Annotated in this window: 13 protein-coding genes; 3 read left to right on the forward strand and 10 right to left on the reverse strand. The window is 34.7% G+C overall.

All coding sequences use genetic code 11. The features are described from left to right. Positions 1-157: 157 nt before the first annotated feature. The 6 genes from E0F89_RS09395 to trmB all read right to left on the reverse strand — a co-directional run bounded on the left by E0F89_RS09395 (position 158) and on the right by trmB (position 4714). On the reverse strand, positions 158-718 hold the full coding sequence (locus E0F89_RS09395) for a YceI family protein (protein WP_131909541.1): 561 nt from the start codon (positions 716-718) through the stop codon (positions 158-160). Positions 719-770: 52 nt separating this feature from the next. Further along, the gene (locus E0F89_RS09400) at positions 771-2144 is read right to left on the reverse strand and encodes a hypothetical protein (RefSeq protein ID WP_131909542.1); all 1374 of its coding nucleotides are present in this window, start codon (positions 2142-2144) and stop codon (positions 771-773) included. Positions 2145-2172: 28 nt separating this feature from the next. After that, complete coding sequence (locus E0F89_RS09405; protein WP_131909543.1) at positions 2173-2760, reverse strand: YceI family protein; 588 nt, start codon at positions 2758-2760, stop codon at positions 2173-2175. Positions 2761-2978: 218 nt separating this feature from the next. Next, the gene (locus tag E0F89_RS09410) at positions 2979-3302 is read right to left on the reverse strand and encodes an MGMT family protein (protein ID WP_131909544.1); all 324 of its coding nucleotides are present in this window, start codon (positions 3300-3302) and stop codon (positions 2979-2981) included. Positions 3303-3348: 46 nt separating this feature from the next. Further along, positions 3349-3984: a LysE family transporter gene (locus tag E0F89_RS09415; RefSeq protein ID WP_131909545.1), complete on the reverse strand. Its 636-nt coding sequence runs from the start codon at positions 3982-3984 to the stop codon at positions 3349-3351. Positions 3985-4036: 52 nt separating this feature from the next. Further along, positions 4037-4714, reverse strand: coding sequence for a tRNA (guanosine(46)-N7)-methyltransferase TrmB (gene trmB / locus E0F89_RS09420; RefSeq protein ID WP_131909546.1), 678 nt, complete (start codon positions 4712-4714; stop codon positions 4037-4039). Positions 4715-4883: 169 nt separating this feature from the next. Here trmB and E0F89_RS09425 point away from each other — a divergent pair, with 169 nt between their 5' ends. Then, entirely contained in the window at positions 4884-6488 is a 1605-nt protein-coding gene (locus E0F89_RS09425) for a L,D-transpeptidase family protein (protein WP_131909547.1), read from the forward strand. Positions 6489-6695: 207 nt separating this feature from the next. After that, on the forward strand, positions 6696-8741 hold the full coding sequence (locus E0F89_RS09430; protein WP_131909548.1) for a M13 family metallopeptidase: 2046 nt from the start codon (positions 6696-6698) through the stop codon (positions 8739-8741). 123 nt (positions 8742-8864) lie between these two features. Here the strand turns inward: E0F89_RS09430 and E0F89_RS09435 are convergent, their stop codons facing one another. Together E0F89_RS09435 and E0F89_RS09440 are read right to left on the reverse strand one after the other, a co-directional pair. Next, entirely contained in the window at positions 8865-9374 is a 510-nt protein-coding gene (locus E0F89_RS09435) for a nuclear transport factor 2 family protein (RefSeq protein WP_131909549.1), read from the reverse strand. Between the two features lie 12 nt (positions 9375-9386). Continuing rightward, the gene (locus E0F89_RS09440) at positions 9387-11843 is read right to left on the reverse strand and encodes an AsmA family protein (RefSeq protein WP_131909550.1); all 2457 of its coding nucleotides are present in this window, start codon (positions 11841-11843) and stop codon (positions 9387-9389) included. A gap of 507 nt (positions 11844-12350) precedes the next feature. On the opposite strand from E0F89_RS09440, the gene E0F89_RS09445 reads away from it, so the two are divergent. Further along, complete coding sequence (locus E0F89_RS09445) at positions 12351-13934, forward strand: L,D-transpeptidase family protein (protein WP_131909551.1); 1584 nt, start codon at positions 12351-12353, stop codon at positions 13932-13934. A 91-nt stretch (positions 13935-14025) separates the two neighbouring features. Here E0F89_RS09445 and E0F89_RS09450 read toward each other — a convergent pair whose 3' ends face one another. Together E0F89_RS09450 and E0F89_RS09455 are read right to left on the reverse strand one after the other, a co-directional pair. Continuing rightward, complete coding sequence (locus E0F89_RS09450) at positions 14026-14340, reverse strand: HPF/RaiA family ribosome-associated protein (protein ID WP_131909552.1); 315 nt, start codon at positions 14338-14340, stop codon at positions 14026-14028. A 235-nt stretch (positions 14341-14575) separates the two neighbouring features. Further along, a complete protein-coding gene (locus E0F89_RS09455; protein ID WP_131909553.1) occupies positions 14576-14923 on the reverse strand; it encodes a GIY-YIG nuclease family protein in 348 nt (115 codons plus the stop codon). Positions 14924-15032: the final 109 nt, after the last annotated feature.

The raw sequence follows: 15032 nt of genomic DNA on the forward strand, positions 1-15032 counted from the left end.
TAGCTATAAAATTTTTGAAGAATGTTTTCCAAATAATTCTTTTACTGCTGAACTTAATTCTGCTGTAATTTACCGTTTGCACAGCATCAGCATATCACATAATAAAAAAAGAGCACTTTAAAAAAGTGCTCTTCAATTTAAACTAAAAAACGAATCTTTAATATTGTAAAAACAAATTAAAATCAATCGCAACATTATCATTAAGTGTTACAATGCCCAATAACTTTTTGGGTGATTGTAAATAAAAATCCTTGATGTTCATTTTTAAGATTCCTTTTACATTGCGCTTTTTTGAATCAAAAGTAACAGGAACTGTGTATTGTTTTTTAACTCCGGCAATTTCAACACAAATTTTAGCAGTAATCTCATTTTTATTAGTCACTAATTCTTCTAAATCAATTTCGATATGTGAATAATCGTCTGCTTTTAAGATTTTTTTAAAATCCTTGGTAATCATTTTGTGTCGGCAATCAAAGCCTTTGCTTTGTATGGAAATTTTCGCACCATCAAAAAGTATTTTTGTATTACTTCGTGTTACTGTAACTGAAATTTCATCTTCAATACAATCTGAATCATACTTACATTCAAAGGAATTGACATTTGATTTACCTTTAATGGTTACTTCACTTTTTGATGTAATCTTAACTCTGGTTTTAATGGGATTAATACTAAAACTTAAAAGGATAAAAACTAATATACTAATGCTAACTACTTTCATGGCGTTTTATAAAAAAGAAAAGCTTTCGCCTTTCTCTTTATTAATTTAATATTTAAAAACTAATAACGGCTTCAAACATTATCCCGTTGAAGTTTCCTCCAAATAAATCATTTGGATTTCCATTGGTAAATTGACTGAAATCTTTATAGCTTTGATTAACGTAAGCTGCTTTCGCTAAAATGTTTTTTGTCATAAACCAACCAAGTCCTGTTTCAAATCTGTTTACAGTTACCGCTTCAGCATCAGCATTTCTTAATTTTCCGTTTACTACATTATATTTTGCTCCTATATAAAAACTTTCATTTTTACCGAATCTGTACAATAGATCTCCAACATATTGGTTCACTGTACGTGTATTGTCAACCCCTTTTGCATCTCCCCCTGAAGTAAATTCTAAAGTTCCAAAGAACTCTATTCCTTTAAATTTCACAAACGGGTTAATCATATATGAAGTTGCCCAGTTGCCGTACCCAGGATTGAATCTACCGGTATCTTTATTTGACGCAGGATCAAAGTTGTCCGCTACTGCGCCTGAAACTCCTGTGTAAGCAGCATGAGACATTACACCGTAAAAACGACTTCCTGCTCTGTCAGAAGTGTACAAATTTCCACTTGAATTCGAAGTGTGGAATAAAGACCCTGAGATTCTAACTCTCAAATCTGCATCAATTTGTTTGTCGTATCCTAATTTAGCCAAAATAGTAGGGCTAATAGTAGTGTTTTGATCAGGAGCCGCAGCAGTAGAAGTTCCCGGAATTATTTCTTTAACATTTTGATTTAATTTTGAATTAGTAACTCCTACCATACTTACGAAACTTCCTCTGTTGTAATACACTTCAGCTCCCATTTCTGTAATGAATGCATCCATTATATTATTTCCGATAAAAGGGTTTGCAAAAGCATTTCCATTATCTGATCTTCTGAAATGGGCATCACCGTAGTTGTTTTCCATTTGCCCAATTTTAATGGTAGCATATTTCATAATCTCCGACATGAAATCTTTTTTGATAAAGTCTAACTTATCAATTTGTAAATATCCTCCTTTTACCCATGTTTCATTGTGGTGTCGTGACGCAAGATAAAGATCTAAATTGACACGAACTCCATCAAACAATTGAGCTCCAATAGTTAAATTCGCTGTAGGCAAATTAAAATTGTTTTCCAGATTGTTCAATCTGTAATTTGCAATTGGCGCTGCTAAATTCTTTTGGTCATTATATGATTTTACTCCTTGAAATTGCAACGCAAAGGCAGCTCCTAAATCCACGCTGATTCCTTTAAATTCGACCGAATCTTTTTTTACATCAAACTGATTAATTCCGTTTTGATCTCGTGTAATTTGGTTTTGTATGTGCCCAAAAGTATTTTGAGCATTAACCGCAACCATACTTAATAAAGCGGTAGCTAAAAGACAAATTCTTTTCATATTGAATATTTATTATTTTTATTATTATTTAGTTGTAAGTCACTTTAAAATCTACTATCACAACTGCACCGGTTTTTATAGTACCCATCAGCGCTTTTGGAGGTTTGATATTATACTGCGTCATATCAATTTTCGTTTTTCCTGAAAAAATTGTTTTTGACCCCTGAACCTTAACCAGAAAGATTTGATTTATTCTTTTCGTAACACCAGAAACCGTTAAATCACCTTGTGTTTCTACCGTATACTGGTTACTAGAAGTACTAGTGATTTTTGCAACATTTACCAACTTAAACTGTATATTTTTATACGTTTTGCTATTTAAAGCTTTTAGTGTATTTGCATCCATACCTTTCCTCCCGCTTACTAACTGCTCAACCTCGACTGTAAAATCTAAACTTTTAATACCTTTTAGAACACCGCCTACAATCGTAGAATGGGATTTCCCGTTCATCGCTTTAGCTTCAATTTCCCAATCATGAACATTTGAAGTTCCTAACACTGTTAGTTTACTTTCCGAAAGCACAACTTTAGAATCTTGAGCCTTTAAAGTGGAGATTGAACAAAATAATAAAAGGAAGGCTAAAAAAATATTTTGATTTATTTTTAACTTTTTCATTTGGTAATTGTTTTAAATTATACTGCAAATCTCCGACAATAAAAGAGTGCCCGGCATGATATATATCAGGTATATAAATAAAAGATAGAAAGTTTTAGCAGGAAAAAGGCGGCTATTACGTTGTAGTTCTTGAGGGAAAGAATAAAATCAATTTTATATTTTCAATGGGAGTTGTTTTATTAAACAGAAATATAAACATCCCAATGCAAAAATCATTACTAAATGCTTTTAGGCGTCCAGAAGTGCTTTTCGAAATCCATAATCTGATTATCAACCACAATAATTCCTTCGTTTTCCAATAATTGCTGCATCAAATTGGTTCCTTCAAAGTGCATTTTTCCTGTGAGCAATCCTTTTCTGTTCACCACACGATGTGCCGGAACATCTTGTAGATTATGAGAAGCATTCATTGCCCAACCAACCATTCTGGCAGAACGAGCGGTTCCCAAAGCCTTTGCAATAGCACCATAAGAAGTGACCTTCCCGAAAGGAATTTGTCTTACGATGGCGTACACACGTTCAAAAAAATTGTCATTTGACATGTTTGTAAACTTGATAAAAAAGGTTTCTATATTTTATTTTAAAAAACTACTTCAAATAATAGCGAATAATATTGATCAAAGTAATCAGCGAAATCACTCCTGTAATTGTTCCTATGATCTTATTCATATTGCGCATGAAATAATCAGTCTTGTCTTGAATTTTTTGAAAGAAAGTGACATAACAATAAAAAACAAAGAAAGAACCTAATACGACACCAGTTACAAAAACGGAAACATTGGTCATATCAAACAAAAAGAGATTGTAGGAAGCCAAAGTAATGCTTACAAAAACATAGTAGGGAATTGGGAAAAAATTAAGTCCGGAGAGCAACATTCCAAGAAAAAACCGGGTAGATGTACTCCTTTTCTTGATTTTCCCTTTTTTAACTTTTGGCTTTTTGGCAATCAGCAAAAAATAAATAGACAACGATGTGAAAATCCCAAAACCCACTTCACGCAGTAAAACAATCACATCAGGTCGGCCTTCAATGAATTGTGCAAACAATATCGCTAAATAAGCTTGAAAAAAAATAACAATGACCGCGCCTAATACGAACCAAAAAGCGCTCCTTTTCCCTTCCTTCAGATTCACTTTTGCCGCTGTCATATTGATTAGCCCAGGAGGCGTAATTCCTACAAAGGCAGTAACAAAACCCAAAAATAAGGAAGTGATTAAGTTCATAAGTGAAGTACCAGAGATCAAAAAGGGGAAACTATTCCAAATCTAAATGCAACTATTCTTTAATTTTAAACCGAATATACGTAATTGCTTTATTAACTTCCAAATATTGTTTTTCATAAAACGTCTGAAAAGCAGTCACTTCCTCCGGACTTCCTTCATTGACATACACATTGTGATTGGCATACAAAACTTCGTGACCTTCTCCGTGAAGCAACCCAAGGGTATAACCATGCATGAATTCACTGTCTGTTTTTAGATTTACAACACCGTCTTTTTTGAGTACTTTTTTATACAATTGCAAAAACTCCGAATTGGTCATTCTGTGTTTCGTGCGCTTGTATTTTATTTGCGGATCTGGAAAAGTAATCCAAATTTCATCCACTTCATTTTCGGAAAAAATATGATTGATTAATTCAATTTGAGTCCGAATGAAAGCTACATTTCGCAGTCCCGTTTCAACAGCTGTTTTGGCACCACGCCAGAAACGTGCTCCTTTAATATCGATTCCAATAAAATTTTTATTAGGATATCTCTCCGCAAGGCCCACTGAATATTCTCCTTTTCCACAACCCAATTCCAGTACCAATGGGTTTTCATTTTGGAAAAAATCCGAATTCCATTTCCCTTTTAGCGGAAACAAATCGCCTACTACTTCTTCTCTTGTTGGTTGAAAAACGTTTTCGAATGTCTCGTTTTCCTTGAATCTCTTAAGTTTATTTTTACTTCCCACGCTTTTACAAATATTTTGGCAAAATTAAGGAATTATATCAGACCGAATAGCGTAGCGATGAAAAATAAAAATTCGCTATATCTAATCCCATTTATACAACGGCAACTTCACTGTTAATTCACTTTCGGCCAACAAATTATTTCTGTACCTTTATATAAATACTGTTGTCATGAGAAATAATGCTTTATCTCTTGCAGTTTTACTATTCGGATTGGCAATAACCACGGTTTATCCCAATAGAAATAATAATCTGACGGATTGTAAAATTTCTTGTGCTGATGCGTTTTTTCAGCACAAAGCAGAAAAATCGCTTGTCAAAATTGACAGTACCGTTATTGTTCGATTTTTTAAAAAATATTCCAATTTAAAAAAATACAAATCGGATGTTAATGCTTTGTACAAAAAAAGAAAGTACAATTCGATCTGGTATGACAGTGAAGGCCTTATTGAGTTTGCAAATTTATTATACTCCAAAGTAAATCAACTTGCGCAAGAAGGCGTAAAGTCGCAGTTAGCATATCAAGACAAAATTGACCTTATATTCAGCGAGAATTCCTCAGAAAAACTAACTGCTACTGAAAGCGAATTATTATTGTCGGCAATGTATATCTTCTATGCCAAAAAAGTGTACCAAGGTATCGATATCGAACAAATAAGAGAAGTAGGCTGGTTTTTACCCGCAAAAAATCTCTCGTATCTCAGTCTTTTAAATTCATTGTTAGGTGATCCTCAATTATTGGATAAAAATGAGAAACAGCTCTTTGGACAATATTATAAATTGCGCGAAATTTTAAAGAAATACAGAAAAATAGAAGAAAACGGGGAATGGAATCTGATAAGTCTTGATTCTAGCGTATGGGAATATAAACCCACAGATAATGCAAAAGCTATAGGCCAAATCAGGCAAAGACTGCTGGTAACCGGAGATTTAAAACATGATTCTAAAAGTAACGACTATGATCAAGAGTTGATGGAAGGAATCTTGAATTTCAAAAAAAGAAACGGTTATAAAGCTGATTACAGCATTACAAAAAGCCACATTCAGCGCATGAATATTCCTATTGAAAATTACATTAAAACCATTATGGTCAACATGGAACGTTGCCGCTGGATTGCCCCTGAACTCACAAAAGCTGAGGAATATATCATTATTAACATTCCTTCTTTCAAATTAATCTTCAAAAGAAACGGCAAAACCGAATTTGAATCAAATGTGTTTGTAGGCGGAACAATGAATGAAACAGTAATTTTCAGCAGTAACATGAGTCATATTGTCTTTAGCCCGTATTGGAATATCCCCAAAAGTATCGTCGATAGCGAAATTAAGACTGCGCTAGATCGAGATAAAAATTATTTAGAAGCTAATAATATGGAGTGGAATAAAGGAAAACTGAGACAAAAACCCGGACTTAATAACCCGCTGGGACTCGTTAAGTTTATCTTTCCCAACTCAAATGATATTTACCTGCACGATACTCCGGCTAAAAGCTTGTTTGAATCCGAGTACCGCGCATACAGTCATGGATGCATCAATGTGAACAACGCCAAAGAGCTGGCTTATCTAATTTTAAAAAATGATCCTGACTGGCCTGTGGAACGGATTAACCAAGCAATGAAAGGCGAAAAAGAAATCACGTGCATTCTTAAAAAGAGAATTCCTGTTCATATTGGTTATTTCACGACTTGGGTAAATGATTCCGGAGACATCAGCTTTTTTAACGATATCTACCAGAGGGATGACCGCTTAGCTGAATTACTTTTTTCCGCTGATTAAAAATATTATTTTTATATCAACAACAGCAGCTAATCGAGTGACTGCTGACGATGCAATTTTTGATAAATAAGATTCTAAAAAACGAGCAATTTTAAAAGTTTACTGTATTCGAAGTGAAAATTATTACAATTTAAAATCCTAATAATCAATTTATTATATTCATATCGCTTTTTTTATCTACATTTGATATTCTAAAAAATAAAAATTATGAAATCAAAACCAAACCAGTTTAAAATTCTGCTTTTAGTACTAGGCACCGTTCTACTTTCGGTTGCTTTTACCACTTTAGAAAAAATAGACAAAGTCCTTTCCGGTATTAATACAGGAAACATGGATACATCCGTTAAACCTGGAGATAATTTTAATGCGTATGTCAATGGCAATTGGATGCGAAACACTAAAATACCTGCTGACAAAGCCTCTTATGGTATTGGATATATGGTTCACGAAAAATCACAAGAAGACGTGAAAGCAATTATCGAGGCTTCTGCCAAAGGCAATTTTGCAGCGGGTTCCGATGAACAAAAAATTGGGGACTTCTACGAATCTTTTATGGATATTAGAAGTCGCGATCAAAAAGGAATTAAACCTTTACTTCCGGAATACAAAAAAATTGATGCTATAACCAACTATACTGATCTGGCCGCTTATTTTGGAAATGCGAACAGAGAAGGGAGCAATATTCCTTTTTCTGTTGGAGTTATCGAAGATTTAAAAGATCCTACGCAATATATGCTTCTTACTTGGCAAGGTGGTTTAGGTTTACCCGACAGAGAATATTACTCGCTTGAAGATACCAAATCTCAGGAAATAAGAAAAAAATATGTAAATCATATTGAAAAGATGCTTCAGCTGGGAGGAGTGGATAGTTCGAATGAACTTGCTCCAAAAATCATGGCGTTAGAAAGTGCTTTGGCTGCCCAACACATGAAAAAAGAGCAAACCCGTGATATAGTGAAACTTTACAACAAGTATGAAATTAAGGATTTGAACCAACTTATGCCCGATTTTAATTGGACTGCAATGCTGAAAAATGCTGGAGTTCTAAACCAAAAAAACATCGTAATTACGCAAGTTGAATACCTCAAATCACTAAACACAATCATAAAAACAACACCTTTAAGCACTTGGAAAGCCTATTTGAAATGGAGCGCCGTTCATGGAGCTGCGAAATCATTAAACACTGCCCTTGACAATGAAAACTTTGACTTTTATGGCAAAACCCTTAATGGAATCCAGGAACAACAGCCTTTATGGCGCCGAGGTGTCGATAAAGTAAACAGCAACTTGGGCGAAATTGTTGGAAAGGTGTATGTGAAAAAACATTTCTCTCCGGAAGCTAAAGAGCAGGTAAGCCTGTTAGTTAAGAACCTTCTTAAAGCCTATGGTCAAAGTATTGAAAATCTGGACTGGATGAGTCCTGAGACTAAAAAACAAGCTTTGGACAAACTTTCTAAATTCACCCCAAAAATTGGTTATCCGGATAAATGGAGAGATTACTCCCGTTTAAAAGTCGAGAAAGGTGACCTCTACGGAAACCAGCAAAAAGCCACCGCTTTTGAATACAACCGACAAATAAGCAAACTCGGAAAACCTGTTGACAGATCCGAGTGGGGAATGACTCCGCAAACCGTAAACGCATATTACAATCCACCGCTTAATGAAATCGTATTCCCTGCTGCTATTTTGCAGCCACCGTATTTTGATTTAAAAGTGGAAGATGCCGCGAATTATGGTGGAATTGGCGCAATAATAGGTCATGAAATAGGTCATGGTTTTGATGATCAAGGAAGCACTTTTGACGGTGACGGTGTTATGCGAAATTGGTGGACACCTGAAGATTTAGCCGCTTTCAAACAAAAAACGAGTGCATTAGTCGCACAGTATAGCGGATTCAAAGTATTTCCTGATCTCAATGTAAATGGAGAATTTACGCAAGGAGAAAATATCGGGGATTTAGGAGGACTTTCTATTGCTTTAAAAGCCTATAAAATGAGTCTTAACGGTAAAAAATCTCTTGTCTTAGATGGATTTACCGGAGAACAACGTGTATTCTTGGGATGGGGACAATCTTGGTTGAATAAATCGCGTGAGGAAGCTTTAAGAAATCAAGTCGCAACCGATCCACATTCACCCGCTAAATTTAGGGTCAACGGCGTTGTGCGTAACATTCCTGAATTCTATACCGCTTTCGACATAAAACCTACTGACTCTTTATATCTGGCTCCAGAAAAACGAGTGAAAATCTGGTAGTATTTCTGTTTAAATCATAAAACCTCTTCTTTCCGGAAGATGTTTTTTATGCAAATAAACCCCAAGAATGACTTTGAGATTTAAGAAAATTCCAATACTTATCGATCATCAGATTAGATACAATTATTGTCTGGACTGCAATGTTTTAATCATCGCATCTTCGATAGGAGTTTTTATTTTTATCACTTCATTTGAGTTGTCATTTGGAATCGTCATTGACAGCACATAATGCTGTATTTTCCACTCGTTCGCTACTTTCACCAACACTCCTGAACCTCGACAAATTTTCATTTGGGTATTTAACAATTCGTCAAACCAAGCGGTTTTTCCAGTTTCATCAAAATAAATATGACGTTCCAAAGCGGTAAAATTCCAAGCTTTTCCTTTATCGAAATGTGGTTTTGCATACACTTGAAAATCGGCTTTATTCCAATTTTCGGTCGCGTCCGTGCCGATAAAAACAGCATCATCAGCCATTAAACTGAAATAGTCGTTAAAATTAGCTGTTGCCGCGGCTTTATGCCAGGCGTCAAGTGTGGCATTGATGCCTGCTTTTGAAATTGTTTGTTGTTCCATCCTGGTTTTGCATCCGGATAAAGTTATAACGATAAGAACAGTCAGTATTTTTTTCATGTTATTTACTTTTTATTTATGGTTTTTGTTCCATCTGATTTTTATTTTTCCATCTTCATCAACTGCCAGCAAATGCAAAACTACTCCCCTATTGCGCCTCTCGGCTCTTTCGATTTTATCGGTGATAAACTCATCCTTTTTTGGGTTCCTCAGCGGAATAGTCATCTCTAAATTTGTACCTCTGTTGAAAGAATACACACCTTTTACATCTAAGTTTAAAACACTGGAACTCACTTTCAAATCATTGACATGCACTAAATCTCCATTAATTTTAAAGTTTCCTGACAAATTCCTAAACACAATATTATTGACATCTCTAAAAGGGAAAGCGAATTTTCCTATATTTTTAATCGGTTCAAAATCTATCAGAGCGCCTTGGCTCACGTCGAATTTAGCAGCTCCTAAAAGTGAATTTGTTTTCAATTGGCCGCCTGCGAGCAAGGTTCCTTTTAGCGAAGCCGATGCAGAAAGAAATCCTTTTATATTTTTAGGTTTAAAAGATTGAATTCCAAAATTATTTAACGAAGTCAGGAATCGCGCTATATCCACCCGATTGATTTTTGCATTGGATTGCAAAAGGAAGTTATTGCCATTTGGAGACAATTTTCCGTCAAAAGAAATAGTCCCTCCGGAACTTTGTACCCAACCATTTTTCACAATCAATTTATTGTCGAGCAGTAAAATCGTGGCTTTGGCATTAGTCGCTTCTAGTTTACTATAGACCATTTTATCCGCTTTCAGATTCAACACCATTTGGCTTTTGTCAATAACGGAATACAATTCCTCTGAAAAATCATTTTTTTTCTGCTGCTTCTTTGGAGCTTTTTGACGTGAACTGGCAAAAACGCCCACAAACTGTTTCACATCCAGAAAGGGAGCATAAATTTCCCAATTAACAATCATTTTTTCTGGATTTTCGTAATATAAAGTCAGGAAATTGTCGATTTTTCCCTCCATAAAAACCGTGTTCCGACGGTCTTTAAAATTAATTTTTTTTATCAACAGCGCTTCTTCGGTGAAGTCAAGCTGAATGTCTGTTTTTACAAAAGTCAAATTCCGTGGACCGTAATTTATCGTCGCATTTTTTACGTCGACATTTCCAATAAACAACGGTTTTTGTATTTTTAAATCCACAATATCAAATTTAAATTCCAGATTCACTTTGGCCTGACCGTCAGAAAAATTCATAAATTCCTTATTGACGATTTCATTGAGTCGCGCCACATTAAAATCTGATTTAAAACTTCCTGCCGCGGTTGTTTTTTCAAAATTGGAAATAATTCCAATTGGTATTGTAAAAGGAACCGTTTTATATTTCCCGGAAAGGTTGCTTACCGTAATCGTGGAATTCACATCATTGCAACCAGCATCTTTTTTATATTGGTTGGTAAAACTGGCATCAAAACTGCAATCCGAAATGATTCCGTCCGGTATCTTGAGCTCATTGTCTTTTATTTTAGTAGTCACCACAATTTCTGGATCGCCGGTGGCATTCATATCACCAATGATAGTACAATCCACATTTATTGGTTTTTTCAAGTCAAACTGATTGATTCGGCTGCTGATATTAGCACTCAACAATTCCGAAGCATCTTTCCATAAAATAGTGGTACTAATCGCAATATCAAAAGGAGAATAATTTTTATCTAAACTAAAATTCGCCTTAATATCGAATAACTCTTTGCCTATTTCGAGGTTTTTTGTAGTGACACTAATTTGATTTTTTTGGTTCGAAAAGTCAACTTCCAAAACGCCTTCCACAATTTTATTCTTTATAAAACTTCCCCTGCGGGTATTAAAAGCCATATTTTTAGCCAGCGTTTTCAAATGAAGCTTAGTGTGCCAATCCTCATCATCGAAAACTATTTTGCTTTTTAAAGCAATAATATTAAAATCAAATAGCTTATTTCCCAGCTGATTTTCGGAGATGAAATGAACTTGGTCTAACACAATTTCATTGATAGAAGAAGTGGTCGAACTTTTTGATTTAACGCCTTTTGGTTTGGCTCTAAAGATGTTGGTATTAACAATGCCGTCCTTTCCCTTAAACAAATGCAAAGTGGCGTTCTGAATTTCGATTTTGCCTATGTTTATCTCATTTGAAAGCAAGTCCCAAAGATCGATACGAATCTCAATTTGTTCCGCTTTCAGAAGCGTGCGCTTGTGAACGGTCCATAAACTGTCTTTTAACTCTACTTGGCTTAACGCCAAAGTCATGTTGGGGAAACCCTTTAAAAATTTATATTTGATGTCGCCAATATCAATTGCACCGGTAATATTCTCGTTGATTTTTGCATTGATTCGGGTTATAATTTCCGCTTTATTATTGTGAAAATAAAGTGCTAAAACAGCCGATGATATCATACTAAGGGCTACAAATCCCAAAAAGAAAAAACCAATTCTTTTGAGTATTTTACTGAAACTTGCTGTTTTGAAATATGTTTTTGCGCGCTGCCAAAATTGATTCATGCGTACCCTTTTACTTTTTGAAATAAAGGTAGTATAAAAACTGGCTTTTCTGTTGCTTTCAAACTACAAATTGGAACTCGCTTTTACTGCTGGGTGATTTCGTAGAGTGGCATTTATGATCAAAAATCTGGAAAAACAGTAGCCTTATCTGCGACTTACAACACGCTCTAGAAAATAGTGATTGTAGCCTGCCCTAATCCACTGCTCTTCTAAAGGAAAAGATAAAAACAAAATAACATTTGCTTAATTCCAGACTATTTTTTTCATAATTTTTGGATTTTTGAAAATTTTTTAAACGCAAAAAAATCAAATAACAAGATAAAACAAAATCACAACTTGCTTGTTGATAGTGATTTACTGTTTTTTATAAAAAAAATACACCTTGATATTAAGCAGCTTTTATCAAACGGTACAAGCGTAGCCAATTGAAAACTGTTAATATGGCACTAGTTTTGCATTATTTTTGTAATATCTTCAATGAATTCTTTTCGATTAAAATGTTAACCTATGAAAAAATTAGTTTCACCTGTACTAATTATTGTTTTTACAATACTATTGACTGCTGTTTCTTGTAAAAAGAAAAATAATGTCCCAGAAAATCCTGGCAGTTCTGTTAATTTAGATAATGCCTCTTTCGACAGTACGCAGGTTACTACTTTTTTTGAAAAGCATCCTAAGTTAAAAATGTATCAAGCTGATGTTGAAAAACTATATCGCAAACACCAATTTCATTACATCTGGTTTGATAAAGACGGCCTGAATGAATTTGCAGGAGTGTTATATACTAAAATCAACAATTTCGCACAGGAAGGCGTTCAAACTGTTATTCCTTACAGAGAAAAAATTGATGCTATTTACGACGATACAGATGATATTCAAAAAGCAAATCTAGATATCGAGCTGCTAAGCTCCGCGCTATATTTTTTTTATGCCGACAAAGTGTATGATGGAATCAGCACCCAAAAATCGCGGGATCTGGGATGGTTTTTGCCAAGAAAAAAACAATCTTATGTCAATTATTTAGATTCATTGCTGATCGATCCTTCATTAATTCACAAGGAAGAGAAAGGTGTCTTGAAGCAATATTATCTACTCAAAGATGCATTGCAGGAATACCGTGTCATTCAGCAAAAAGGCGGCTGGAAAACTATTGCACTGGATCCAAAAGTTAAATCCTACAAACCTGGAGATAGTTCGACAGCTATTGCGCAAATCAGAACCCGATTAATGGTGACCGGCGATGTTTCCCGCGATTCAAAAAGTGCGATTTATGACGCTGAACTGGAAACAGGAATTTTAAAATTCAAAAAACGAAGCGGCAACACCCTTAACAAAACAATCCTGCCGGAACACATCAGATATATGAATGTTTCCGTAGCTGAACGTATTAAAACCATTATGGTCAATATGGAACGCTCGCGTTGGATTTCTAATGACATTTCTAAATCTAAAGAATTAATTATCGTTAATATTCCTGCTTATGAATTGACGTTTTTCAGAAATGGAGAACCTGAATTAATTTCTAAAGTTGTGGTGGGGAAAGTTTTACACAAGACGGTGATCTTTAGCGCCCCGATGAAACATATCGTATTCAGACCGTATTGGAATGTTCCCAAAAGTATTTTAGATAATGAAATACTGCCAGCCATTGAAAAGAACCCTAATTACCTGGAAGAACATGACATGGAATGGAAAGACGATTACGTAAGACAAAGACCCGGACCAGAAAATTCATTAGGATTGGTCAAGTTTTTATTTCCAAATTCGAATGCTATTTATTTACATGACACACCCTCCAAAAGTTTATTTGGCAAAGAAGACCGTGCTTTCAGTCACGGCTGTATACGTGTGGCCAGACCAAAAGACTTGGCGAATGCGATCATGAAAAACGATAAAAAATGGAATCCTGAAAGAATAGAAACTACGATGAACGGTGACGAGGAATATTGGTACACGTTAAAGAATAAAATTCCCGTTTATATTGGTTATTTTACTGCTTGGGTAAGTGATGATGGTGTTGTGCATTTTTATGAAGATGTATACAAAAGAGATGGAGCCCTAGCTTCCTTACTATTTCAAAATCAAGCATAGACCGATTCAAAAGAATCAGAAGCAAAAAAAAATGACACTGTCTTTATTCGACAATGTCATTTTTTTTTGGTATTTCCCAAAAGACAACGATTTAATAGGTTTTCTTTTTTTCGAAAGTTGTTTCTAATACTTTTTTGATTTTATCCAAGGCACCGTGAAAGGCTTTTTCGGTAGTATCGGCATGATTTGTAACGGCCACAGGCTGCATATTATTTGGTCTTGCTTCGATCAGGCATCGTTTGTCGTTGACTCCGAACTTATCACTGTTTTCGTCTGCAAGATGCACTTCTAAACGTGTTATTTTATCTTCAAAACGTGCTAAAGTTGTTGCTATTTCATCCGCTATATACGCTTTCAAACGTGCGTTTCCTTCTACATTGTTGTCTGTGTTGATTTGTACTGTCATATTTTTATTTATTTAATGTTCACTTTCAAATTTACCGATTGCAGTACAAAAAAACGACTGAATTAATAAAACATTGGGAAATAAAAGAAAGAAATTTTGGTATTTAGGAAGGGAATGGATTCTGGTTTCAAGTTCAGGATTGTCTTTCCTGATTTTGTCTCGAAATAATTTCGGATTGGATTTTACTAACACAATCCTCCAGATTTTTTATAGTACTAGAGCAGTTCTTTTTTTGTCATTCCGACGAAGGAGGAATCTCATTATCCTTTATAAAATAGGGGTTCAAAAATTCAAAATTGTGATTGAAGGAACGTATTAAATCTAACTTCTTATCTCTTCGCCAACCCTTGATTTCTTTTTCTCTGGCAATGGCGAGTTGAACCCAAGTAAACTTTTCATAATAAACTAGAAACTCAACATTATATTTTGATGCGAAAGTCTTGTTCCCATTAATAAAATTTTGCTCATGTTGTTGTAATCTCACTTTAAGATTATTAGTAATTCCAGTATAAAAAGTTGTCCGATACCTATTAGTAATAATGTAAACATAATAGGTATGACAGCCTTCTGTAAATTCAATCATGACTCCTGTTGTTTAAGTTATTCCTCAGGTTTCATAGACTAAGACAAGGTTATAAACCGCTGGAATTAATCCATGAAATTCATTCTTTTTATACATTTTAAGATCAAAA

Origin of the sequence: Flavobacterium caseinilyticum (assembly GCF_004349085.1) — a bacterium.
Lineage (GTDB): Bacteria > Bacteroidota > Bacteroidia > Flavobacteriales > Flavobacteriaceae > Flavobacterium > Flavobacterium caseinilyticum.

Coding starts and splice junctions, on each gene's coding strand:
- E0F89_RS09415 (WP_131909545.1), bottom strand. CDS start 3,984: ATGAACTTAATCACTTCCTTATTTTTGGGTTTTGTTACTGCCTTTGTA.
- E0F89_RS09440 (WP_131909550.1), bottom strand. CDS start 11,843: ATGAATCAATTTTGGCAGCGCGCAAAAACATATTTCAAAACAGCAAGT.
- E0F89_RS09425 (WP_131909547.1), top strand. CDS start 4,884: ATGAGAAATAATGCTTTATCTCTTGCAGTTTTACTATTCGGATTGGCA.
- E0F89_RS09435 (WP_131909549.1), bottom strand. CDS start 9,374: ATGAAAAAAATACTGACTGTTCTTATCGTTATAACTTTATCCGGATGC.
- E0F89_RS09445 (WP_131909551.1), top strand. CDS start 12,351: ATGAAAAAATTAGTTTCACCTGTACTAATTATTGTTTTTACAATACTA.
- E0F89_RS09430 (WP_131909548.1), top strand. CDS start 6,696: ATGAAATCAAAACCAAACCAGTTTAAAATTCTGCTTTTAGTACTAGGC.
- E0F89_RS09455 (WP_131909553.1), bottom strand. CDS start 14,923: ATGATTGAATTTACAGAAGGCTGTCATACCTATTATGTTTACATTATT.
- E0F89_RS09410 (WP_131909544.1), bottom strand. CDS start 3,302: ATGTCAAATGACAATTTTTTTGAACGTGTGTACGCCATCGTAAGACAA.
- E0F89_RS09395 (WP_131909541.1), bottom strand. CDS start 718: ATGAAAGTAGTTAGCATTAGTATATTAGTTTTTATCCTTTTAAGTTTT.
- E0F89_RS09450 (WP_131909552.1), bottom strand. CDS start 14,340: ATGACAGTACAAATCAACACAGACAACAATGTAGAAGGAAACGCACGT.
- E0F89_RS09405 (WP_131909543.1), bottom strand. CDS start 2,760: ATGAAAAAGTTAAAAATAAATCAAAATATTTTTTTAGCCTTCCTTTTA.
- E0F89_RS09400 (WP_131909542.1), bottom strand. CDS start 2,144: ATGAAAAGAATTTGTCTTTTAGCTACCGCTTTATTAAGTATGGTTGCG.